This is a genomic window from Adhaeribacter pallidiroseus (assembly GCF_003340495.1).
Lineage (GTDB): Bacteria > Bacteroidota > Bacteroidia > Cytophagales > Hymenobacteraceae > Adhaeribacter > Adhaeribacter pallidiroseus.
Genome location: NZ_QASA01000001.1, coordinates 4,776,998 through 4,799,492, shown reverse-complemented (window position 1 = coordinate 4,799,492; position 22,495 = coordinate 4,776,998). Strand labels below are relative to the sequence as shown.

Below are 22,495 nucleotides of genomic sequence, written 5' to 3'. Positions count from 1 at the left end.
ACTGGCTGATATTATCCAATCTGGTTTGCTGGACCCGGATTTTTATAATGTAGCCGAGTACACCTATGAGCTGCAAATGACCATGTTCCAGGCCGTAGGCGGCATGGATAATATTGCCAAAGCCCTGGAAAAGAAAGTGGCGGGTTCCCTAAAGCTTGGAGCCGAGGTAAAAACCGTGCAAAATGTGCCCACCGGCGTAAAAGTTATTTATAAAGATAAACAAGGCGAGCACGAGTTAACCGGCGATATATGCATTTGCACTTTGCCCTTACCGGTGCTCAGTAACATTGATCATAATTTTGCTTCGGATGTGAGCCGCGCCATTGATTTTGTGCCTTACATCCAAACCGGCAAAATAGGCTTACAGTTTAAACGGCGCTTCTGGGAAGAAGACGAGCAGATTTACGGCGGCATTACGCACACCAACAACGAGCTTACCCAGATTTTTTACCCGTCGTACGATTACCTAAGTAAAAAAGGCATTCTGCTGGGGTATTATAACTTTAACGAGAAAGCCAAAATGGTCGGCGATTTATCCATGGCTGACCGGGAAAAACTGGCCCTGGAAAAAGGCAGCCTTATTCATCCGCAGTACAAACAAGAATTTGAAACCTCGTTTTCGGTAAGCTGGCACAAAACCAAATACAACCTGGGCGGCTGGGCCGTGTACAACAGCGAAGCCCGCAAAACCTTATATCCGGCGCTGCTCAAACCCGACCAAAACGTGTACTTCGCCGGCGAACACACTACCTATTTAACCGCCTGGATGGCCGGCGCTTTTGAATCGGCCCGCAGCGTGGTAGCTTCCATTCACTCCCGGTTAGCGGAGCAACGGGTACAATACCCAGTTACTTCTAAAGGCTAAAATTCTCTCTTAATCAAAAATAAACTTTCAACTTTAATTTACACTTATACGCACTTTTACTCTCATGGAAAAATCAATGAACAGACGTAACTGGCTCAAGTCCAGTGCTTTTTTAGCTGGAGGAATTACTTTCTTTTCCGGCTCAATCAATCAGCTGGTAGCTAAGCCGGTTGCCCGTACCCTCGAGAAGAAAGTTACGGAAGAAAGTATTATTCTGGGTGCTCCGGCCGAACTAAAAGCTCGCCTGAATGCCAACGAAAATCCTTTCGGACCTTCGGAAAAGGCTAAAAAAGCCGCCATGGATGCCCTGAACACCAGCTACCAATACCCCATGAAATATACCCGGGAGTTGGCCCAGAAAATTGCGGATTACGAAGGCGTAAAGCTAGAGAATGTATTAATGGATGCCGGTTCCGGACCTTTGTTGTTGGCCGCCGCCATGTATTACAGCAAAAAAGAAGGTTCTAATATTGTTTCCGGCGACCCCACCTACGCCAGCTTACCCCGCGACGCTTCTGATTTTAACACTACCTGGAACAAAGTGCCCTTAACCGCGGACTACAAGTTAGACCTGGACGCCATGGAAAAAAGGTAGATGCCAGCACGTCGCTGATGTACATCTGTAACCCGAATAACCCTACCGGTACTGTAGTAGATTCGGGTAAGCTCCGGGCTTTCTGCGAAAGAGTTTCTAAAAAAGTGCCTGTATTTATTGATGAGGCCTACATTGATTATTTACCAGACCCCAAAGCCGCTTCGATGATGGACTGCGTGAATAAAGGACAAAACGTAATTATTGCCCGTACTTTCTCGAAACTTTATGGCTTTGCCGGCTTGCGCGTAGGGTACATTATTGCCCAGCCCGAGGTAGTAAAAGAATTAAGCAAATATGCCGCCGGTGGCATGAGCATTTCGGCTCCTTCGGTACAAGCTGCTTTAGCTGCTTATCAGGATAAAGCCTTTTTGCAGGATGCTTTAAAGAAAACCATGGCTTCTAAAAACTTTTTGTACGATGTACTGAAGAAAGAAGGCTACGAATACATTCCGTCGTCGAGTAACTTCGTGATGTTCCCCCTAAAAATGGAAGGCGAAAAGTTTGTCGCCGAATTAATGAAACGCGGTGTAGGCGTACGTAACTGGAAGTTTAATAACCAGGAGTGGTGCCGCATCAGCATTGGCCGCATGGAAGAAATGCAGGCGTTTGCCGATGCCTTCCGCCAGATATCTTAAGACCTCAACCCCCAGCCCCTTCTCTTTAGGGAGAAGGGGAGCTTAGGCTATAATTTTTTAAATTTTACTTCGATTTAGGCCTTCGCAGGTGGGGGCTTGTAGCTTGTACCACATTATTAGTATAGTCGAATTAAGGTACGAGCTGCAAGCTCGCACTAGCGGTTAAAGGCTACGTCAGATAAGTATTTAAAATAACCCAAATCAAACCTGCTCGGAAACCGGGCAAACTACCTGAAACAAAAACAAAACAATATCAAAAAGCGTCCGCTGCCCTATGCTGATTTTAAGATTTAAAAAGGCATCATGACTTAGGGGAAGGCTTCATTTTTTAAAAAATCTTAAATTTTAACATTCACAATTATGCGTAAAATATTCTTATCGTTTGCACTCATTGGTAACATGTACGTGGCGCACGCCCAAAGCAACGGCACATCGCGGCCTTTAACCATGGCCGAATACCAGAAAGCCAAAACTTTTGCGGTAAAAGATTTAGATAACGATACCTACGTTAAAATTGAAAACGCTTATATCCTGGACCGGTACGAAGGCCGCAAACCCTACTTTATTACCGGCGACGATGGCCTGAAAAAACGCATGGATCTGTACCGCTTGGTAAGCAAAGAAGGCATGCAGGAACTCGGTACCCTGGTATTTTACACCAACGAAAAAGGCAAATTATACAAAGCTCTGTTGCCTAACTTCACTACCGATGGCAAGGTGTGGGAAAACTATTTCGAAGATATTCACGCCATTGATAAAGAAGAAAAAAATTTTGTGCTGAAGCTGTCTTACGTGTTGTCGAAAGAACTGGCGTTTCAGCAATACAAAGCTTTAAACCAGGGCAAAGATTTAAAAGCGGAATCGGCTACCTACGGCAATGATATCTGCTTCCCCGGCGACCAGTTGGTAGCCATGGCCAACGGCCAGCAAAAATTATTGAAAGAAGTAAAAGCCGGCGATCAGGTTTTAACCATTGACCCGGCTACTAAAAAATCAACGACGGTACTGGTAAAAGAACTGGTGTCGCACGAAGCTAAAAACTACGCCATCACCCGTTTACTGGTAGCCAGCGCTTCCGAAAAAACGAGTAAACTGGGCAAAGAGGTAAGCTTAAGCAGCAAAGTGCTGGAAGCTACTCCAAATCACCCGATGCAAACCCGCGAAGGAAAACGCAAAATGGGCGAAATAAACCTGGGGGAAGAAGTATTGTGCTACAACAGCAAAACCGGCAAATACGAACCATTCACGGTATTAAACAAAGCCGAATACGCGGGTGGCGTGCAAAAAGTATACAACATTGAAGCTGCCGCCGGTACTACCTTCATGATGAACGACGTAATGGTATTGCAGAAGTAAGGCTTACCTTTCTGGATATTTAGATTTAGCAACAGAACTAGCCAATTCCGGTAAATGGGAGCTGGCTAGTTCTGTTATTTTCGGTCTCGTGCATGAGTCGTGCGATGTCGTTGGCTGCGGCATGGCTTATGCGCAATGTTAGCACACGTTATTTTTTTACAGTTGCCGCTGGAAACTTTCCTTTATTTCCTTCAAACTTGTTTCCACATTGCCATATTTTAAGTTAGGCAATGATTTAAGTTTTTTGAATTCAGCTTCTGGGTAATTCCACGAGGAATTAAAACGAACCAATTCTTTAAGATGCATTATTGGCTCAAAAGATTTGTCCTGTGCTCTTGTATTGATTAAGGTTAGATACTTCAGTTTTGTTAAACTTCCGATTGGCTTGAGCGAGGCAATCTTCTGGGCCGTCCACACTCCTCCATTAATGCCGAGGCCTTGAAGATTGACTAAACTGGAAAGTTGGCTGAAGTTACTAATTTTATTAAGTTGCTCAAGATTAAGCGTCCTTAAATTACTTAATCCATTTAATACGTCGATGCTTTCCATTTGGGAAGAGCTACCTAAATGCAGATGCTTTAAAGATTTTAACTGGCTTAGGTTAGTTATGTTCTTGATTCCGCTCCATTTAATGTATAGCCCTTCCAAAGTAGGCACTTTGCAAGCTGCGTCAAAATTTTCTGGTTAACTTTACTGCAGAACCATAAATATTTTATATCCTGTAAAGTCGGCAGAAGTTCGCACCATTGGTCGACAATCTTATTTTGCTCTTTAGGAGTTTTATCTAATTGTGTGATAAAGAGGTTCAGCCTTAATCTTGGGTGATAGTTTTCGACTTTTGTTATAGATTCAGGAGGAAAGTCTGGTTCTCTGTTCCAGTACCAAAATCCTAACCTTATTTGTTCTTCAGTTAATTCTTCCATAATGAGTGCTAACTAGCTCTTTCTTAACTGGCCGTATAAATAATCTAGGAGCAACCAGCAAAAACAAATTACGCCGGCTAGGATTAATTGAGGTAAGTAGCTTAATTGGCTAAAGCTCAGAAACTCTTTTAAGCTAGAATTAAACGCATTTCCAAAGCCAAAACTTACTGTTGGCCTAAAAGCCAGTGCACTTAAAGCCAATACTAACAAAACCATACTGCTCAAGGCAATCACGATCCAACGCCAAACTTGAGCAGGGATTAATGGCTCGTATATTTTAGCCCGTTGCGCTTGTGTTTGCACTTCTATTTGCGCCATAACCTGGGCGGTAAAATCGACTTTAAGCTCCGGCAACGGAGTAGCTTTGGTAATTAGCTGTTGCGTCAGCGGGTCGCGGGTTACTTCTGTTTCCTTTTTCATCCGATTATTTCCTTCCATTCTTGTTTTAACAGGCCTTGCAGGTAACTATACATTTTCTGCCGCGCCCGAAACAACTTTACTTTAATATTGGCTTTGGTTAAGCTGGTAATCTCCTGGATTTCTTCCACCGATTTTTCGTGCAAATAAAACAAGGTTAACAATAAATTTTCATCGGGAGGCAATTGCGCTAGTGCCAAATCCAAGTACTTGGTTTGTTCGGCGGCTTGTAAGTTTAGCAACTGGTAGCCGGTTTGTTCCAGGTTGGTTTCGGTTAGTTCGGCATCTTCCAGAGATATGGCAAAAAATACTTTGCGGCGGGTTTTAGATATGGCGGTATTGTACACAATGCGGTACAACCACGTCGAAAACTTAGCTTCAGCTTTAAAACCTGGTAAAGCCCGGTACGCTTTCACAAAAGCATCTTGGGCCACTTCTTCGGCATCCTGCGCATTGCCGGTAATTTTATAAGCAATCGCAGCAGCCAGACTTTTATACTTATCTACCAAAAAGGTAAACGCCGCCGTATTTCCGCGGAGCACTTGCTGAACGTAGTAGTTATCAGGCTGCTTTTCCATGTGTGCCGATTAGACGCCATTGCTTTAGAAGCGGTTACAAGTAAATTGTAGATTTTAAGTGAAAAGTATTCGGTAAAGGGCTAGCATTAATTTAAAAAAATCCGCAGTTTTTTAAAAGCGTCATTCAGGAGGAAACTATCTGGCAACGTAGCTAAATAGTTTCCTCCTGAATGACGGAATAATGTAGGTTTATTTATTTGCGCATATAGATTGTGGCTGAGTTTTTTAGGTTTTGGTTAGTTAAGGTACCCTTAGCGATAATTTAAAATTTACTCAGAATAAGTTGTAACCGCCTGTTACTTCACGGCGTCCAAGGGGCATAAAACTTAAATCTAAAAGTTATGCAAAACATGTTCGGCCCCGTGCTCATCGTTATTGTTGCCATTTTATTCTTCGGCACCATCTTCGGTATTTGTTATTTGTATTTTACTTCCCGCACCCGCGAACGATTGGCTTTGGTAGAACGAGGCTTGGACCCGAACTTTTTCCGGCCGCGCCGCACAGCCCTCAAGTACGGCATGGTTATTTTCTCGGTGGTTTTGGGTATGACTATCGGGGATTTCATACCTTGGCGATACGCGATTGGAGTGCCGCTGGGCGTAATGCTCGGAGGTTTAAGTTTGATTTTGTATTACTTTATTATTGACAAACGGCTAGGTAAGCAGGATGAAGCCTGAAATTTTTAAAACACATACCTTAAGCAGCTTTGATCATGTACTGTATTGTGTGTAGTTATTTTTTGGTTAAATAAAACTCTCCAAAATCAACCCATTTTCCATACTTTGTGGTATCCTGTGCATGTATGTAGTACTCAAAATTTAACTTAATTTTTGTTGTTAAACTATCATAGCTTACTGGACCGTAAGTTTTAAAATAAGTGTAATTATTTGAAATAGTAGTATCGCTAGTTCCAATTAGTTGACAATAGTCAAACTTCCAATTTCCCCCATAGTCTTTAAATCTTTCTTTAAAGTGACCTTTCACTAAAAAAGAAAAATGACCTTTATTTATTGGATCAAAGTCTTCTTTTAGCTTCCATTGATTTCCTTCAGACCAATTTTTAGCTTTCTGGAATTGATGTTCAACATCTGTAGAGTAAATATTATATTCTACCCAAGCACTTACAATTTCAAATTTTAAGCTATCATTTAATACAACTTCTTTGGGCGAGAATTCACTGATAAATATTCCTAATTCTTTAGATCTATTTATATTTTTAGCCACATCAATTCCTACAGGAACCTTCTCCATGTGAAAATCACAAGAAACAATGAGAAATGAGAAATGAGAAAACAAGAGGTAGTATGCAATTATACTTTTTTAAAAATATAGAGCTGTATTGATGACAAGGTATAGCTATAGTAATAAACACAAATTGCATTAACTAAAATCTAAATTAGGGAGCATATCAAAACCTTATATAATTTCACACAACTAGTGTCTGGATTTTACCTACCTACAATCTGGTCCATTACCCAGGCGGTGCGGGCGGCGGTAACGCCGGTGCTAGGGCATTCTCCTTGGCCGGTTAGTTGCTCCACGATGGTTTGAATGAACGGCTGCTGAATATGCGGCGGCGGCGGCAAATCAAATTCTTGTTTGCCCGCAGCCGTCTCCAGTAAAACCGGCACTTTATCGAAAGCCGCAAACGTAATTTTCCCTTGGCTGCCAAATAGCTCCATGCGGTCGGTGCGTTGGTTGTCGGCTACGGTAAAGCACCAGGTGCCGCTGCCTAACACGCCCGAAGCAAAACGGTATTGCGCTGTTACGATATCTTCGGCGGGGTACTGGTTCGCCTGATTGGCAGTTTGCCCTGAAGCCGAGGCAATGGGGCCTAAGATGTAATCCAGAATATCGAGTTGGTGCGGAGCCAGGTCAAAGAACAAACCGCCGCCGGCAATATCCGGCTGTACGCGCCAGGGCAGATTATCTTTTTCTAAATTATTTTGTAAAGGATGATACAATTGGATGTTTACGAACCGCACCTCGCCGATAGCCCCGGTATCTACCAGTTCTTTTACTTTTAAAAAAGAAGGCAAACGACGGCGGTAAAACGCCACAAATAAAGGCAGTTGCGCTTTTTCGCAGGCCGCGATCATTTCCTGGCATTCGGCGTAGGTGCGGGCCATGGGTTTTTCTACGTAAACAGGTTTGCCCGCGGCGGCTACCTGCAAGGTATAATCGTGGTGCGAACCGGGCGGCGTGGCAATGTAAACGGCATCTACTTCGGGGTCGTTAATGAGCGCGGTAGCATCGGCATACCACTTGGGTACGTTGTGCCGACGGGCATAATCTTCGGCTTTGGCAGCATCGCGGCGCATGACCGCTACCAGCTTTGAATTTGGTATTTTATTAAAAGCCGGACCGCTTTTTACTTCGGTTACGTCGCCGCAGCCAATTATTCCCCAACGGATGGTTTGCATAGTTTCTTAAGTATTGTGTTATGGCGTAAGTTGATTTTAATCAACAAATGTTTCCTTTATTACTTTTTTGCAGGCAACTACCTCTGCTGGGTTCAGACTTCCTAAAACTTTTATAATTCGGGTTTTATCAACTGTTCTGATCTATTACTACCCAGCCCGTTTGGTTATTATGGCTTACTTTAATGCGGGTTGGATAATGGCGGCTTTTGATAGTCATGGGGCAATTACTACAGTTCGTAGGTTATGATTGATTTCGTTAGGCGATACAACCGCACAAGGCCTAGTTTTTGGGATTTCGCTGCCGATAGTCGGATCTAAGTTTACCAACACTATATCGTACTGGTTTATTTCCATTCCTCAAAATCTTCTTCACCAAATACATCATCCATTAGAAATTGATCGTCGCCGTTTTCATACATCTTCTGAAAAGCTTTGTCCCAGCCTTTTCTGGGCTGCTCTACTGGTTTCAGAATAATTTGCCCTTCTTCCAAAATCAGTTCTACTTTATCTTTAATGTTATATCGGTCCAGGATAGACTTGGTTAAGCGAAGCCCTTTTGAATTTCCTATTTGAATGATTGCTACTTCCATTTCTGTTACGGTCGTAATCGAGCGTAAAATTTTGGTTAACAGTAAGTTTTATGCATATCCGTTTGTTCCGACTGCTATGCATTCGCCAGTTAAAAGATTTAAGCGTATTGTAAAATAACAATTTCCACCATCAAATACGTGAATAATTTCTTTCCTCCAATCCTTGTTAAAACTATCACAAAATCCATTAATCCAGATTTCCTTTTCTCTTTTTTCATTTAGATAAGGAACGTATTGGATCTTATAATTTTTTAAATCTCGAATTTGATACATTTTAGCGTATCTTCTGCTTTCTCCGCGTTTCTTAAAGCCTTCATTTACTTTAGTATTATAATCTTCGATAGTCTTTAATGAGATTTTCTTAGCCAAATTAAATTCTGCTTCGGACAGTTCTGTAGCTAACATTGCTTCAGGCAAAATTTTGTAAGTAGATATCAGGTCATGAATTATAGACTGGTCTTTTAAAATTACATAATCCGACTGTCCTTGGCAAACGGCGAAGTTTAAAAGTCCAATTATTAGAAGTATTAGTCTTTTCATTTTGGTTTATAGTATTAAAATAATAGAGACAACCAATCATTAAATCTTAAGATGGTATGTGCTAGTAGAAACATTACTCATCTTCCCATTCTTCTTCCTTTACATTTTTCAAAAACTGTTCTTCAATTTCTGCTTTATCGATTTCCTGCGGAGCAAAGGCCAGTACGTTTTGTTCGAATTTCTGACGGGCGTGTTGCTGGTATATCTGAAACATGGTCCAGAGCATTAACCGGCCTTCCGCATCTTCTTCGGCTATTTCGGCTTCCAGGGCATTCCACTGGTTGCTTAGTTTCTTCGAATAGAAGTAATCGCTGTTATCCGCTTCTTTCTTTAAATTTTTAAATTTTTTCTCGGGTTGAATAATGTATCCATCCGAAAAATCGATGGTATCGCCCCACAACGGCAGTACCCGGTCGTAGATTTCTTGAAATTGCATAAGCGTCAGGGTAAAAATTTAAAAAATGGTACATACTAAATCGGTGAGATCATGGCAGGTAAAAGAAATAATTAAAACCAAGTGCTTAAGCAGAACTAGTTTTAATGATGACTTCCTGCATTTTGCTAATTAATAAATGTTTGCTAGCCGAACAACTAATAACGAACAACGAACAACTATTTAATGCACCGCCGCAGCAACTTGTTTCCGGTCGAGCTGTTTTTCGCGGAAAAATACGGCGAATAGCACAAATACCACGGCCGCAATAGCGGCCGGAACCAGCCAGATTTCCTGCCAGTAATGTTCCGTGGGCGAGATGGTGTAGTTTTTGGCCACGTAACCCGATAATTTGGTGCCGATCCACATGCCAATGCCGTAGGTGGCCATGGTAATCATGCCCTGAGCCGAACTTTTTATTTTTTCGCCGGCTTTGTGGTCGGTGTAAATCTGGCCGGTTACAAAAAAGAAATCGAAGCAAACGCCGTGCAGGATAATGCCACCAAACAACATCCACATCTGGTCGGGGCCGCCGAAGCCAAACAGTAAAAACCGAATTACCCAGGTAAGCATACCAATTAAAATCATGTACTTCACCCCGAACCGCCGGAAGAAAAACGGAATAGCCAGTATAAAAAGCGCTTCGGAAATTTGCCCGAAAGTCATGTTGCGGGTAGCGTGTTCCATGCCCGATTCTACCAGAAACTGGTTGGTTTGGCTGTAATAAAACGAAAGCGGAATGCAAATTAAAATCGAGGCCAGGAAAAACACCAGGAAAGGCCGGTTTTTTAATAAAACAAAAGCTTCGGCGCCGATAATTTCGGAAGTACGCACCGTGGCATCTTTGGCTTTAGGCGGGGTGTTGGGTAAGAAAAGACTCAGAACCGCTAAAGCAACTGAGGCAATGGCGGCCATTTTAAAAGTAATACCTAAATCGGAGGGTGTAACGTGAAAAACCTGGTCGATGAGCCAACCCGTAGCGATCCAACCTACTGTGCCCCACACCCGCACGGCGGCGAACTGCTTGCCTGGTTCCCGCATCTGGTTAAACGAAATAGCGTTAGCCAGCGCCAGAGTAGGGGCGTACATCAGGGAATACAGCAAGATAAACCAATAAAAGATATCCGGGTCCTGGATGGTAGTGAGATAATACAAAACGGCAGCGCCCAACAAATGTAAAATTCCTAGCAAACGTTGCGCGGCAAAAAAGCGGTCGGCAATCATACCCACAAAAAATGGCGAAATAATGGTAGCAATGGACATAGCGCTGTACGCATCGCCGATAGCTACGCCGTCGGCTTGTAAAGCATTGGCCAGATACGTGCCCATGGTTACGTACCAGGCGCCCCAAATAAAAAATTGCAGAAACATCATGGCAGAAAGCTGCCCGCGCACCCATCCAGTCATAGGTTATTAAATTTATTTGAGAAACAACATACTAGTATTATCGGAGCAAAGCAAGAGCCACCGCCAAGTAAAATGTTTCGACAATTATTTATCCCGGGTAAGCGGAGTGAGATAAAATTTTTGCTTTGGCGCCGGGTAAATACTTCCGAAACTGATCTTGCCCGATCTGCCCTGATTTTGAATGAAAATCAGGGCGATTTTTAAAATATTTGTTGTTAGTGGTTACGGATAAACTACCCAAAAAAAGAAGAATGCCAGGGGTAGCCGCTTACCTGAAACTTAGGCGAAAAATTACTTTTTAAATTAAAACTTACTATCCAGTTATCGGTAATAACTCCGATATTTCGGTTTAATTTTTACTGAACCAACCAAACCTATGCATTACATCATCGGAGTTGATATGGGCACTACCAGCACAAAAGCCGTAGCTTTTAATTTACAAGGCCAAGTGCTGGCCGAAAAAGCCGCGGAGTATCCTTTATTAACGCCGCAACCTGCGTACAGCGAGCAAAACCCCGATGAAGTATTACTGGCCGTACGCGATACCGTTAAAGCGGTAGTATCTACAATGCGCACTACCGGTTTTACGGTGGCCGGCTTAGCGGGTATTAGCTTCAGCAGTGCCATGCATAGTTTAATAGCGGTAGATGAAGCGGGCAATCTGCTTACCAACAGCATTACCTGGGCCGATACGCGGAGTAATGCGCAGGCCGCGCAAATTAAAAACAGTGCGGCTGGTCATAATATTTACCGCCGCACCGGTACGCCTATTCACCCGATGTCGCCGTTGTGCAAACTGGTATGGCTGCAAGCCGAGCAGCCCGACTTAGTCAAGCAAACCTATAAATTTATTTCAATTAAAGAATACGTGTTTTTCCGGCTTTTCGGGCAGTACGTTATTGATTATTCGGTTGCTTCGGCTACCGGCTTATTTGATATTTTTACGTTGCAATGGTTTGCTCCGGCTTTGCAACTGGCTGGTATTACCGAGGCTCATTTATCAACCCCGGTACCGGGAACGCATATGGTGCAGGGATTACCATTGGAGGCGGCCAGCTACCTGGGCGTTGACCCGCAGGTGCCGTTTATTCTGGGCGGGGGCGATGGCTGTTTGGCTAACCTGGGCAGTGGCGCCATCCGGCCGGGCCATGCGGCTCTGACTATTGGCACCAGCGGAGCCATCCGGGTAATTTCCGCCGAACCCGCCACCGATTCGCAGGAACGCATTTTTAGTTATATTCTTACTCCGGAACATTATGTGCTGGGTGGGGCCGTAAGCAACGGGGCTATTTTGCTGCGCTGGTTCCGCGACCAGTTCGGCGCCTCCGAAACGCAGTTAGCCCACGATTTATCGGCGGATACGTACGAGTTGCTTTTGCAAAAAGCGGCTACCATACCGGCCGGATCGGATGGCTTGTTGTTTTTACCGTACCTGCTCGGCGAGCGGGCACCTATTTGGGATGCGGATGCTCGCGGCGTGTACTTTGGCTTAAATGTAACGCATACCCGGGCGCATATGCTGCGCGCTTTACTCGAAGGAGTTTTGTTTGGCCTGTACAGTGTGGCGAATGCTTTAATGCAGGTTACCGGCCCTATTGATGTCATTTACGCCAACGGTGGTTTTGCCAAAGGTGATTTCTGGGTGCAAATGCTGTCCGATATGTTTAATCAGGAAATCAGGGTAACCGAGAGTGTCGAAAGTTCGGCTCTGGGCGCCGCCATGATGGGCATGCTGGCGTTAAAAATAATCCCGGATTTTGAAGGGATAGAAAAGTTGGTACCAGTGGCCCGCACGTATCACCCAAAACCGGAGCATCACGCGACGTACCAGCAACTATACGAAATTTACGAAGGATTATACCCCAAGCTAAAACAAGATTTTGCGGCCATTACGGCCTTGCAGAAATAGAAAAATTTAAAAAACAGACCTCGGTAGTTGCATTCTGGTTGAAATAAATGGCTTTTTTCAGATCTAAAGATTCTCAGTTGGGGCATCTGCTTCGTACTTTGCCTCAGACCGGCACGCTTACCTGGATTGGTGTCCGGCCCGCCCGTTTGACGCCGCTGCAATCCCTGGACTCGGTAGAAGCAGTCACCGACCAGGGTTTAGCTGGCGATCATTTTAACGGTAAACCGGGGAGCAAACGGCAAATAACCCTTATTCAAGCGGAGCATATTGCAGCAGTGGCTTCTATGTTGCATTCACCCCAAATAGACCCAGGATTACTCCGGCGGAATCTGGTGGTACGGGGCATTAATTTGCTGGCCTTGAAAGATCAGCAATTCTGGGTAGGCGAAGTTTTACTGCAAACCACGGGTTTGTGCCATCCTTGTTCCCGCATGGAAACGAATTTGGGGCCGGGTGGCTACAATGCCATGCGCGGCCACGGTGGCTTAACTGCGCAGATTCTGCAAGGAGGGCATTTGCACGTAGGCGACGTGGTTAGAATTAATTTATAGCCAGATGCCTTTACTATTTAGATAGACTAATTGCGGCAATTTACAGCTGTTCTTTGGAGTCGGTTTCCGCCTCCAAGCGTTGGTGCTATTTAACTTGCTACTTTCAAGTTTTGCCTCCTGGCCGGCGGGCCTCGTTTGGATCTTCCGCCCTCGCTATCCTGCCTTTCCTGTGGGAACGTGCCGCGGCACGAGGCATTCCGCACCAGAGCAAGGAAAGGAAGAAGGAAGTAACAGCTTCATCTCCTCCCCTGTTTTTAGGGGAGGTGCCGCAGGCGGAGGGGTTAATTCAAGCCACAAAAAAGCGGCTTTGGTTAACTAAACCAAAGCCGCTTTTTTTTAATTTTTTAAAAATAACTAGGCCGAAGCGCCATCCGTTTTAATCCGGACCGGCACCTCTACGTTTTCCCATTTCATGGTAACCACGCCGGCATTTTTCCCTTTGGGAGTTACTTCAAATTTCAGGCGTTCGGTTAATGCCTTGCTGGCTATTGGTTTTACTTTCACGCGCAAAGCATCTTGCGCTTCGTCGTATTTAAAAGCACCCCACTGCTCGGCGGTTTTGTTAAAAATAACGGTCCATTCGGTTTGGTTCGGAATGGTGAACAATGCATAAGTTCCGGCTTTTAACGTTTGTCCTTCAATCATTACGTCTTTATCGAAGGTAATAGTAGTAGCTTCGTTGGCGCCGGTGCGCCATACTTTGCCGTAAGGCTCTTTCTCGCCGAGCATTTTGCGGCCTTTTACCGCCGGAGAACTGTAGTTAATGGTAACCTGGGCTGCTCCAATTTTACCCGAAGCCGTAGCGGGCGGACTTGGCCGTTGGGCTTTATCATCCTGGCCAAAGGCGAGGGTAGTAACCGCTAAAAATAAGCACAGCAACAGACTTGCTCTTAATTGTTTCATTATCATAGTTCTTGGTTAGTTAAAGTGAATGTATAAGGATACGCTAAAATGCATTAATTTGCCGACTTTATCAAGGTTAACGCTTATACTTTCCGGAAATTGCCAACTTTGATATTCGATATTTGATGTTCGTTGTTCGTTGTTCGAGAATCCCGTTTAATAATTTGTTCTTTAAAATGTTCTAACATTTAAAAAACCGAAAGTTGTATGTGCGGACATTACCAACGGCACTGTTCCAGGGGCATATTCGCACGGCCACTTTGGCGTAAGCCCTGGTATTAATTAAATATCGAACCTTGAACAGCCAACCTCGAAAACTACTCGTTAACGAGTTATTGAGAACGTTATCGTAAACGCTGGTTATATTCCCGAGTTTTTATGTAATTTTAACACTAAATAAATTCAGAGGCTCCGTGAAAGGAATATACACTACTATTTTGCTGATGCTGTCTAACGTATTTATGACGTTTGCCTGGTACGGGCACCTACAATTTAAAAAAATAAGCTGGCTGCAGCAGGTAGGCTTAGTAGGCGTAATACTTATTAGTTGGGGCTTGGCGCTTTTTGAATATATTTTTCAGGTACCGGCCAACAAAATTGGATTCGAAGAAAACGGCGGGCCTTTTTCCATGTTCGAACTCAAAATTATTCAGGAAGTGATTTCGCTGGTAGTTTTTACTTTAATCACCGTTTTTATTTTCCGGACCGATAAGCTGGCCTGGAACCATATCATTGGGTTTTTATTGATGGTGCTGGCTGTTTATTTTATTTTTAAAAAATGGTAGGCTAAACACCAGTAGTTTCCGTTTCATCGTTAAAATTTAAAAATTACTGTCTTGTAATGGAAATTGAATCGCAGATAACGTACCAGGAGCGCATCCAGGAACATCAAAATAAGATTAAACAGGTTTTTGCCGAGGTAGGTAAAGTAGTGGTGGGCCAGCAATACATGGTAAACCGCCTGTTAATTGGCTTATTTACCGGCGGCCATATTTTACTCGAAGGCGTGCCAGGGTTGGCTAAAACGTTAACCATTAATACCTTAAGCCGGGTATTGCACTTAAATTTCCAACGCATCCAATTTACGCCCGATTTACTGCCTTCTGATTTAATCGGCACGATGATTTATAATCAGAATTCGTCGGCGTTCGAGGTAAAAAAAGGCCCTATTTTCGCGAATTTAATTCTGGCTGATGAGGTAAACCGGTCGCCGGCCAAAGTGCAATCGGCGCTGCTGGAAGCGATGCAGGAAAAACAGGTAACTATTGGCGAGCATACCTTTAAACTGGATCTGCCTTTTCTGGTACTGGCTACGCAAAACCCCGTGGAGCACGAAGGTACTTACCCCTTGCCCGAAGCGCAGGTAGACCGTTTTATGATGAAGGTTTACGTGAATTATTTAAAAAAATCGGATGAGTTAGAAGTCATGCGCCGCATGGCTAATATGTCGTTTGCCGGGGCGGTAAATACTATTTTAACCAAAGAAGATATTTTTGCTATTCGCAACGAGATAAACCAGGTGCAAATTTCCGAAGTGCTCGAAAAGTACATCATCGAACTGGTATTTGCCACCCGCCGACCGGCGGAGTACGATTTAAATGAATTTGCCGATTACATTCAGTTTGGGGTGTCGCCGCGGGCCAGCATTGCTTTAAACCTGGCTGCCAAAGCCATGGCATTTTTCGACGAACGCGATTACGTATTACCTGAAGATATTAAAGAAGTAGCCTCCGATGTGCTTAACCACCGTATAATTTTAAATTACGAGGCCGAAGCCGACGATATTAAAACCAAAGATTTCATCGAAGCCATTCTGCGCAAAGTACCAATCAGCTAGATTAGTTTAATAATCGGAGAGTTGCTAATGCCATCTTGGTCTCACGAACGTTATCTACAACATACCCGGCAAAATAAGCATTTGGGATGGTTTCTAGAAGAAAAAACTTTTTTTAGAGGGCTTGATTCTACCTTACAAAGAGCTATTTCCCTCGATAAATTTTATCAGCTTATTTCAGAATAAGGCAAGAATAGCTAATTAAAAGCCGCCTGATACTTTTAAGCATCAGGCGGCTTTTAATTTCTGAAAAATTTTAAAAAAAATCACTTGGTTAAGAGTAGTTTTTGGGTGTATTGGTGGGTAGGAGTTTGTAACTGCAACAAGTACATGCCGGCTGGTTGCTTACCCGCTTGCCATTCCAGCTCGTAGGGCTGATTGGCTTGTGCTTCCTCTTGCCCTAAGGTGGTGATGGCGCGCCCTTGGCTATCGAGTACCCGCACGGTAACGGCCTGCGTTTCGGCTAAGGTAAAGCGAACGGTTACTTGCTCCCGGAAGGGATTGGGATAAGCCTGCCAGGTAGCGGGTGGCGCAACCGCAACCGGCTCTGAGGTGGCCGTACGGGCAACGGTCCTGGCACCCGCTTGCTCACGGCCCTTTATTAACCAGTAATCTGGACCACCTTGCCGCGGCTGGCTCCGATCGCCACTCCCCCCGAACTCGAGCGGCCGGCTAACAAAAAGCTCCCATCATTATTAAGTACCATGGCCCGGAGTTCCTCGTCTGCGCTGCCCCCGTAGCGCCTGTCCCAGATCACATAAGGACGGTTCATTTTCACTACCCAGTAATCACTGCCGCCCTGGCTCGGCTGGGTTTTATCTAAATGAGCTCCGGAGCTAGAAGAGCCCGCCAGTAAATAGTTTCCATCCCGGGTGACCTGCACGGCGCGCAGTTCTTCCTGCTGGCTACTGCCGAATAGCCTGTCCCATACTTTGGTGCCGCTGTTCGTTATTTCTATAAACCAATAATCCGTAAAGCCTCTACTGCGGTAGGTGAGATCGCCCCCGGACTGGGAAGCCGTCGTACCCGCCAGGTACAGGTTACCGGTAGGCGTAGTCCCCAGCACCGTCAGCTTATCTTCCCGGGAACCGCCAAAACGCCGGTCCCACCCTTTCTCCCCGTTTCCATCCAGGCGGACCACCCAGAAATCACTCCCTCCCCGGCTCCCTTGCGTGCGGTCCCCTCCCGAGCTGGAGAAAGAACTGCCGCCCAGCAGCAGATGGCCATCCGGAGCTAAGGCTACGTCTGCGAGTACGTCATCTTGGCTGCCCCCGTAACGCCGATCCCAGACTTTCTGCCCAGCCGGGTTGATCTGGAGAACCCAGTAATCCTGCCCACCCCGGCTATCCTGGCTCTTGTCGCCGCTCTGGGGCGAGTTGCTGCTGCCGGCTAAGAGGTAGTGCCCCGAGGCCAGCGGGATCACTTTCTGGAGTTCATCTTCCCCGTGCCCCCGTAGCGTTGGTCCCATTCTTTCTGCCCCCACTTATCGGTTTTCACGATCCAGTAATCCCGGTCGCCTCTACTGGCCTGGCTTTTATCTCCACTCTGCTGGGAGTAAGAAGAACCGGCCAAAAGGTACCCGCCATCCGGGGTCTGGAGCACCTGGTTCAAGTAATCATCCGAGTAACCGCCGTAGCGTTTATCCCATTCTTTTTGCCCCTTCTTATCGGATTTAACGATCCAGTAGTCGTTCTTGCCCTGGCTGGGTTGGCTTTTATCCCCCGTCGCGCCCGAGTTGGTGTACCCCCCGCTCAAGTAACCCCCATCCGCCGTTTGGATCAGCGAGCTCAAGTTATCCGTGCCGTAACCCCCGTAACGCATGTCCCAGGTAGTAGTAACCAGCGGTGTTTTATCTTGGAGCTTAATCACCCAGTAATCTTGTAATCCTTTACGGGCTTCACTTTTATCGCCGCCGATATCCGAATACGAAGTTCCCCCTAACAGGTAATCCCCTTTCGCATCAACAATAATAGTAGAAAGAAGGTCGGGTAGGTAACTGCCCGCTGTTTTATCCCACTCTTTTTTTCCTTGCCCATCTACTTTTACTACCCAATAATCGCGATACCCCCGTAAAGGCTCACTTTTTTCGTACATATTAAAAGCATTATTAGAAGAAGTGGACGTACCTCCCAGTAAATAGCCGCCATCCGGAGTGGAAATCAGATCAGCTAGTTCATCGGCTTGTGCTCCTCCTAAAGTTTGATCCCACTCCTTAGTACCATTAGAATCAATTTTTAAAATCCAGTAATCCGATTGTCCGGCTGTTCCTCTGGGATTATCCGTTTTATCGCCAGTTGCAGTAGAATTAGAGGTGCCGCCCAGGAGGTAGCCACCATCCGGAGCAGCCACTAGCGCTTCCAATTGATCGGAGGAAGCGCCGCCGTAGCTTTTATCCCACACTAGATCGCCGTTGGTATCTAGTTTAAGTACCCGATAATTATAATTAGTCTTAATGTAAGAACCACCACCTAGTAAATAGTTTCCATCTGAGGTAAGAAGTAAAGCTTTCAGGTTAGGACTAAAAGAATTGGTAGCGCTAAGAAAGCTTTTTTTCCAGGTTAGTTTCCCGGTAGCATCAATCTTGGTTACCGAAAAATTATTATCACCCAGTAAATAACCACCGTCTGGGGCAGCGATCAGGGAGGTAAGAAAATCAGCATTAGTAGTACCTAATGTTTTATCCCAAACCTTGTTGCCGGCGGCATCTATTTTTACCAGCCAGTAGTCGTAATCGCCATTCGCTAGGGCCGGCTCACTCTTATCCCCACTCTTGCCTGACTGCGAAATACCCCCTAATAAGTAACCTCCATCCCGGGTCGCGATCAGGGAAGTTAGAATCTCTTCCTGATCACCTCCAAACGTTTTATCCCAAAGCTTTTTGCCATTAGCATCGATTTTTATTATCCAGTAATCTTTGATAGCATTCTTCCCATAACAACCATCGGTAAGCACTCCCCGGTAAGTAGTACTTTTGTCGTTTCCTTGCCGGGAATCAGAGGTGCCCCCAAGAGGTAACCCCCATCGGGAGTACGCACCATGGCCCGTAAAGTGGACGCGCCGTACAGATCTTGGTATTCCTCCACGCAGGGCGAATCCGGATTTTCATCGGTTACTACCCCGCCGTAAGTTTTATTCCAAACCTGGCTTACCGGGGAATTGTACACCAGAAAGCGTTGGCTAACGGCTGCCGGACCATACGTAGCATCGCCTGCCTGGAACGCTTTAATAGTAACCATTCGGGTACCCGTTAGGGTAAGTTGGTTGTTTTTTATTGTGGCGGGGCCCGATACTACGCTAAAACTTACGGGTAAGCCCGAGGTGGAAGTAGCTTTTAGGGTAATGGGAGAATCTCGAACATTCTGATTAACCAAGGGTTAAAAGTTATAATTTGTTCTTTGCGATTGCCGATAGCGTTATCTAGTTTTACTACCCAGATATCGCCATAAAATCTGCCCCCTTTTAAGGCTCCGGATTTATCGAGGCTAGCGCCGGACATAGAAGTGCCCCCTACCACAAAGCTGCCGTCGCTGGTTGGTAGAACCGAAGTTAACCGGTCCGTATCGGTACCGCCTAAGGTTTTATCCCATTGTTTGCTGCCGTCTGCTTTCAGTTTCACTACCCAATAATCCTCTACCCGGGGTATTCACTCTGAATCGTCGGCTCCAGGTTAGGTGCGGTTTTATCTCCGGAAACGTCGGAGTCCGAAGTACCCCGAGAATATAGCCGCTATCCTGAGTTAATTGCAGAGAAGATACGTATTCTCTCCCATTCCCGCCAATGGTATTATCCCATTCTTTGGTGCCATTAGCTTTTAACTTCACTACCCATATATCATAGGTATCCGGCTTTCCTAAATTGGCTTCCGACTTGTTACCACTGATGCCGGAACTAGAAGAACCCGCTAGCAGGTAGCCCCCATCGTTTGTCTGTTGAACGACACCTATTCCATCATCCAGGTTACCGCCAATGGTTTTATCCCAAAGTTTGCTGCCATCGGCTTTTAACTTTACTAGCCAGAAATCAGAAAACCCTTTGCTGGCCTGTGATTTATCCCCGGAAATACCGGAATTAGAGCTTCCTCCAATTAAATACCCGCCGTCTGGAGTTACCTGCAAGTCGGCTATATGATCGGGGCCACTGCCGCCAATGGTTTTATCCCAAAGCTTGTGGCCCATGGCATTTAACTTGATCAACCAGATATCCGTTGATCCTTTACTGGCTTGCGTTTTATCCCCCGAAATACCTAATTCCGTATTTGCTCCCAGCAGATAGCCACCATCTGGGGTTTGCACTAAATTAGCAAAAAAGTAGTCGTATCCCGTGGTGCCTAATGTTTTATCCCATTCCTGGGTACCATTGGCACTTATTTTTACAATCCAGAAATCAGGAGGATATTTTCCATCAGTATTTGCTGATGCTTTAGGATCGCCCGTTTTATCGCCGCTCTTTCCGGACTCAGAAGTACCCCCGAGAATATAGCCGCCATCCTGGGTTTGTAGCACTGTCATTAAAAAATCACGTCCTTTCCCGCCATAAGATTTGTCCCAGGCTTTACTGCCATCGGCATTTAATTTAACTACCCAATAATCATAATCACCTTTGGAAGTACTGGTTTTATCCCCGGTTTTACCAGATTCGGAAAAGCCGCCCAAGATATAGCCGCCATCACGGGTTGGCTGTATGGTTGCTAATTCCTCATCATCTGCCCCGCCAATGGTTTTATCCCAAATAATATTCTGAGCGGTAGCCAGGTTGTTGAAACCAAAAATTAACAGGAAAATAAGAGCACTAGAAAGCCAGTACAGGTTGTTTATAAACGAATAAAGTAGATAATGAATGATAGGAGTAAATTTGTTTTGCATGAACTAGTTAGTTGTAGAAGCAGAATTTTATAGATAATATAAAGTACAGACTTTAGCCAGCAGGAAACTGGATGTAATGGTTGCCGTTTAAATTAGCTGAAGGTAGGGCTTCTGAAATCTTCGTACAATACCTAATCTTAGGTATTTATTTCTATATTTTGTTATTTAATAGTTATTATGATAGAAATAATTGCACTTAATGGATAATAGTGTGTACTATACGGCGTGTTGAACTGACGTATAGCATTTTTTAATACCTGTCCTGTTCCAGTAGCCATTCATTCTGGTCCTGATAAGTACACTTCTGTTAAACAGCGGCCAGCCCGCTCTAATTGCGGCCTAACTATAATGCTGGTAGCTAATGACTGTACCGAGTTATCGGCCAAATTTCGCAAGTTCCTTTATCGTAAGGATAAAATACAACGCCTGTTCCGGACGAGGCGGAAACAGATTAACCTAAAAGGCCAGTTTGGCTTTTGCTTGCTTAACCGGGATAGGGGTAGTAGTTTGAAATTTTTTAAGTGAGTAAAAGATAGTTAATTTTTAAAAAATAGGGTAACATCTCTTTTTCTTCTTTTTTAAATTCCGGAGTACTTCGGGTTAGTAGTTGTTAGAATTTAATAGTTAAATAAAATTAATATGGCATTGCGGGTTTACTTTTTTAAGTATTAATCGTAATATTGCGATGGTTATTAAATATTTTATGGGAGCTACAAAAGCACAACACTTTACCGAAGCGCAAAATCAATTGGCTAATTACGCCAAAGCTTTGGCCCATCCGGCCAGAATAGCTATTCTGCAGTATTTATTAAAACAGCAGACTTGTATTTGCAGCAATTTAGTAGAAGAATTACCCTTGGCCCAAGCTACCATATCGCAGCACCTGAAAGAACTAAAAGCTGTAGGTTTAATTAAAGGCAACGTGGAGGGTACCAGTGTGTGTTATTGCATTGATCATGAAAAGTGGGAAGAAGTAAGAGCTACTTTCTTGCTTTTGTTTACGGGCAAAGTAGCGCACACAAATAATTGTTGTTAAAAAAATTTAGAGTAATTAATCGTAAAATACCGATGTTATGAACCAGACAAATCATGTAACCTGGCAAAATTTTAAAAATACCTTACTGCAACATCCGGATTTGCACCTGCAGTTTCAGTATACCGCCGAAAACTTAGTGGATGCCTCTTACCATATTACCGAAATTAAACAAGCTCCCATTGTTTCGGTGGATTGTGGCGGCGTTATGAATTCCTGGACCGAAATTATCGTGCAACTCTGGGAACCGGAACTGAATACTGGTAAAGAGGCCATGCTTGTAAGTAAAGCATGGTCGATTATTGCGGTTGTGGAAAAAGTATTGCCTTTAAATCCGTTGGGCATTGTTAAAATTGAGTTTGGCAATTCGCAATTCGATACCCGCCAAATGGACCCCGGTGCGTTTCTGGTTTCGGAAAATAATTTAATTGTAAACCTGAGTCCAGACCTGGTGCAATGTAAAGCCATGGAACGCGGCGGAAGTTGCGGAACCAGCCATAAAGGAGAGGAGTGCTGCGCTTCTGTTGCCGAAGTAAAGCCACAGAAAATAAAAATGCCATTAATTAATATGGATGCTAACAGTTGTGCCCTTGGTTCAGGTTGCTGCTAAGGACTTGATTTTTTAAAATAAATTGAAACCA

At 44.6% G+C, this 22,495-nt stretch carries 29 protein-coding genes; 11 read left to right on the top strand and 18 right to left on the bottom strand.

What is annotated here, in order from left to right; translation table 11 throughout:
• Positions 1-25 precede the first annotated feature (25 nt).
• The 4 genes from AHMF7616_RS27240 (at position 26) to AHMF7616_RS19180 (ending at position 3,451) form a co-directional block, all read left to right on the top strand.
• Entirely contained in the window at positions 26-865 is an 840-nt protein-coding gene (locus AHMF7616_RS27240) for a flavin monoamine oxidase family protein (protein WP_233507652.1), read from the top strand.
• Positions 866-929: 64 nt separating this feature from the next.
• A complete protein-coding gene (locus AHMF7616_RS27565) occupies positions 930-1,460 on the top strand; it encodes an aminotransferase class I/II-fold pyridoxal phosphate-dependent enzyme (protein WP_262511731.1) in 531 nt (176 codons plus the stop codon).
• A 17-nt stretch (positions 1,461-1,477) separates the two neighbouring features.
• A complete protein-coding gene (locus tag AHMF7616_RS19185) occupies positions 1,478-2,095 on the top strand; it encodes a pyridoxal phosphate-dependent aminotransferase (RefSeq protein ID WP_262511730.1) in 618 nt (205 codons plus the stop codon).
• Between the two features lie 360 nt (positions 2,096-2,455).
• A complete protein-coding gene (locus AHMF7616_RS19180) occupies positions 2,456-3,451 on the top strand; it encodes a Hint domain-containing protein (RefSeq protein ID WP_115374347.1) in 996 nt (331 codons plus the stop codon).
• Positions 3,452-3,607: 156 nt separating this feature from the next.
• Here AHMF7616_RS19180 and AHMF7616_RS19175 read toward each other — a convergent pair whose 3' ends face one another.
• From AHMF7616_RS19175 to AHMF7616_RS19160, 4 genes are read right to left on the bottom strand one after another with little or no spacing between them, the layout of a single operon-like run.
• Complete coding sequence (locus AHMF7616_RS19175) at positions 3,608-4,000, bottom strand: hypothetical protein (protein WP_115374346.1); 393 nt, start codon at positions 3,998-4,000, stop codon at positions 3,608-3,610.
• Positions 4,001-4,056: 56 nt separating this feature from the next.
• Positions 4,057-4,374 (bottom strand): hypothetical protein, encoded by a 318-nt coding sequence (locus tag AHMF7616_RS19170; protein WP_115374345.1) that lies wholly within the window; start codon positions 4,372-4,374, stop codon positions 4,057-4,059.
• 12 nt (positions 4,375-4,386) lie between these two features.
• A complete protein-coding gene (locus AHMF7616_RS19165; RefSeq protein WP_115374344.1) occupies positions 4,387-4,794 on the bottom strand; it encodes a hypothetical protein in 408 nt (135 codons plus the stop codon).
• Complete coding sequence (locus AHMF7616_RS19160) at positions 4,791-5,369, bottom strand: RNA polymerase sigma factor (protein WP_115374343.1); 579 nt, start codon at positions 5,367-5,369, stop codon at positions 4,791-4,793. The genes AHMF7616_RS19165 and AHMF7616_RS19160 overlap by 4 nt, the downstream gene beginning before the upstream one ends.
• 341 nt (positions 5,370-5,710) lie before the next feature.
• Here AHMF7616_RS19160 and AHMF7616_RS19155 point away from each other — a divergent pair, with 341 nt between their 5' ends.
• Positions 5,711-6,046, top strand: a complete 336-nt coding sequence (locus AHMF7616_RS19155; RefSeq protein WP_115374342.1) for a DUF6249 domain-containing protein — start codon at positions 5,711-5,713, stop codon at positions 6,044-6,046.
• Between the two features lie 55 nt (positions 6,047-6,101).
• Here the strand turns inward: AHMF7616_RS19155 and AHMF7616_RS19150 are convergent, their stop codons facing one another.
• The 7 genes from AHMF7616_RS19150 to AHMF7616_RS19120 form a co-directional block, all read right to left on the bottom strand.
• Positions 6,102-6,620, bottom strand: a complete 519-nt coding sequence (locus tag AHMF7616_RS19150) for a hypothetical protein (RefSeq protein WP_115374341.1) — start codon at positions 6,618-6,620, stop codon at positions 6,102-6,104.
• Between the two features lie 197 nt (positions 6,621-6,817).
• Positions 6,818-7,792: a Gfo/Idh/MocA family protein gene (locus AHMF7616_RS19145; protein ID WP_115374340.1), complete on the bottom strand. Its 975-nt coding sequence runs from the start codon at positions 7,790-7,792 to the stop codon at positions 6,818-6,820.
• A gap of 213 nt (positions 7,793-8,005) precedes the next feature.
• Entirely contained in the window at positions 8,006-8,146 is a 141-nt protein-coding gene (locus AHMF7616_RS27235; protein ID WP_233507651.1) for a type II toxin-antitoxin system PemK/MazF family toxin, read from the bottom strand.
• Positions 8,137-8,382, bottom strand: coding sequence for an AbrB/MazE/SpoVT family DNA-binding domain-containing protein (locus AHMF7616_RS19135; protein ID WP_115374339.1), 246 nt, complete (start codon positions 8,380-8,382; stop codon positions 8,137-8,139). The genes AHMF7616_RS27235 and AHMF7616_RS19135 overlap by 10 nt, the downstream gene beginning before the upstream one ends.
• Positions 8,383-8,430: 48 nt before the next feature.
• Positions 8,431-8,922 carry a hypothetical protein gene (locus AHMF7616_RS19130; protein WP_115374338.1) on the bottom strand — a complete coding sequence of 164 codons (492 nt, stop codon included), beginning with the start codon at positions 8,920-8,922 and terminating at the stop codon, positions 8,431-8,433.
• A gap of 73 nt (positions 8,923-8,995) precedes the next feature.
• Positions 8,996-9,358, bottom strand: coding sequence for a hypothetical protein (locus AHMF7616_RS19125; protein ID WP_115374337.1), 363 nt, complete (start codon positions 9,356-9,358; stop codon positions 8,996-8,998).
• Between the two features lie 180 nt (positions 9,359-9,538).
• On the bottom strand, positions 9,539-10,762 hold the full coding sequence (locus AHMF7616_RS19120) for a nucleoside permease (RefSeq protein WP_115374336.1): 1,224 nt from the start codon (positions 10,760-10,762) through the stop codon (positions 9,539-9,541).
• Between the two features lie 376 nt (positions 10,763-11,138).
• Between AHMF7616_RS19120 and AHMF7616_RS19115 the strand changes: the two genes are divergently transcribed.
• Both AHMF7616_RS19115 and AHMF7616_RS19110 read left to right on the top strand, forming a co-directional pair.
• Positions 11,139-12,671, top strand: a complete 1,533-nt coding sequence (locus AHMF7616_RS19115; protein WP_115374335.1) for a gluconokinase — start codon at positions 11,139-11,141, stop codon at positions 12,669-12,671.
• A gap of 47 nt (positions 12,672-12,718) precedes the next feature.
• Complete coding sequence (locus AHMF7616_RS19110; protein WP_115374334.1) at positions 12,719-13,222, top strand: MOSC domain-containing protein; 504 nt, start codon at positions 12,719-12,721, stop codon at positions 13,220-13,222.
• A gap of 354 nt (positions 13,223-13,576) precedes the next feature.
• Here AHMF7616_RS19110 and AHMF7616_RS19105 read toward each other — a convergent pair whose 3' ends face one another.
• The gene (locus AHMF7616_RS19105; protein WP_115374333.1) at positions 13,577-14,125 is read right to left on the bottom strand and encodes a DUF2911 domain-containing protein; all 549 of its coding nucleotides are present in this window, start codon (positions 14,123-14,125) and stop codon (positions 13,577-13,579) included.
• 413 nt (positions 14,126-14,538) lie between these two features.
• Between AHMF7616_RS19105 and AHMF7616_RS19100 the strand changes: the two genes are divergently transcribed.
• Together AHMF7616_RS19100 and AHMF7616_RS19095 are read left to right on the top strand one after the other, a co-directional pair.
• Positions 14,539-14,910: a DMT family protein gene (locus AHMF7616_RS19100; RefSeq protein ID WP_115374332.1), complete on the top strand. Its 372-nt coding sequence runs from the start codon at positions 14,539-14,541 to the stop codon at positions 14,908-14,910.
• 56 nt (positions 14,911-14,966) lie between these two features.
• The gene (locus AHMF7616_RS19095) at positions 14,967-15,962 is read left to right on the top strand and encodes an AAA family ATPase (protein ID WP_115374331.1); all 996 of its coding nucleotides are present in this window, start codon (positions 14,967-14,969) and stop codon (positions 15,960-15,962) included.
• A gap of 263 nt (positions 15,963-16,225) precedes the next feature.
• On the opposite strand, the gene AHMF7616_RS19090 is transcribed toward AHMF7616_RS19095, so the two are convergent.
• Genes AHMF7616_RS19090 through AHMF7616_RS19065 form a run of 6 tightly spaced genes read right to left on the bottom strand, consistent with a single transcriptional unit; the run spans position 16,226 to position 20,821 of the window.
• Positions 16,226-16,561, bottom strand: a complete 336-nt coding sequence (locus AHMF7616_RS19090; RefSeq protein ID WP_115374330.1) for a T9SS type A sorting domain-containing protein — start codon at positions 16,559-16,561, stop codon at positions 16,226-16,228.
• Positions 16,561-17,427 carry a hypothetical protein gene (locus AHMF7616_RS19085; protein ID WP_147275729.1) on the bottom strand — a complete coding sequence of 289 codons (867 nt, stop codon included), beginning with the start codon at positions 17,425-17,427 and terminating at the stop codon, positions 16,561-16,563. Before AHMF7616_RS19085 ends, AHMF7616_RS19090 begins: the two co-directional genes overlap by 1 nt.
• Positions 17,379-18,911: a PQQ-binding-like beta-propeller repeat protein gene (locus tag AHMF7616_RS19080; RefSeq protein WP_115374328.1), complete on the bottom strand. Its 1,533-nt coding sequence runs from the start codon at positions 18,909-18,911 to the stop codon at positions 17,379-17,381. The genes AHMF7616_RS19085 and AHMF7616_RS19080 overlap by 49 nt, the downstream gene beginning before the upstream one ends.
• Positions 18,860-19,330, bottom strand: coding sequence for a hypothetical protein (locus AHMF7616_RS19075; protein ID WP_115374327.1), 471 nt, complete (start codon positions 19,328-19,330; stop codon positions 18,860-18,862). Before AHMF7616_RS19075 ends, AHMF7616_RS19080 begins: the two co-directional genes overlap by 52 nt.
• Positions 19,291-19,575, bottom strand: a complete 285-nt coding sequence (locus AHMF7616_RS19070; protein WP_115374326.1) for a hypothetical protein — start codon at positions 19,573-19,575, stop codon at positions 19,291-19,293. The genes AHMF7616_RS19075 and AHMF7616_RS19070 overlap by 40 nt, the downstream gene beginning before the upstream one ends.
• A complete protein-coding gene (locus AHMF7616_RS19065) occupies positions 19,538-20,821 on the bottom strand; it encodes a hypothetical protein (RefSeq protein ID WP_115374325.1) in 1,284 nt (427 codons plus the stop codon). The genes AHMF7616_RS19070 and AHMF7616_RS19065 overlap by 38 nt, the downstream gene beginning before the upstream one ends.
• Before the next feature lie 703 nt (positions 20,822-21,524).
• On the opposite strand from AHMF7616_RS19065, the gene AHMF7616_RS19060 reads away from it, so the two are divergent.
• Entirely contained in the window at positions 21,525-21,857 is a 333-nt protein-coding gene (locus tag AHMF7616_RS19060; protein ID WP_115375694.1) for an ArsR/SmtB family transcription factor, read from the top strand.
• 37 nt (positions 21,858-21,894) lie between these two features.
• Positions 21,895-22,464: a DUF6428 family protein gene (locus AHMF7616_RS19055; RefSeq protein ID WP_115374324.1), complete on the top strand. Its 570-nt coding sequence runs from the start codon at positions 21,895-21,897 to the stop codon at positions 22,462-22,464.
• The last annotated feature ends 31 nt before the right edge of the window (positions 22,465-22,495 follow it).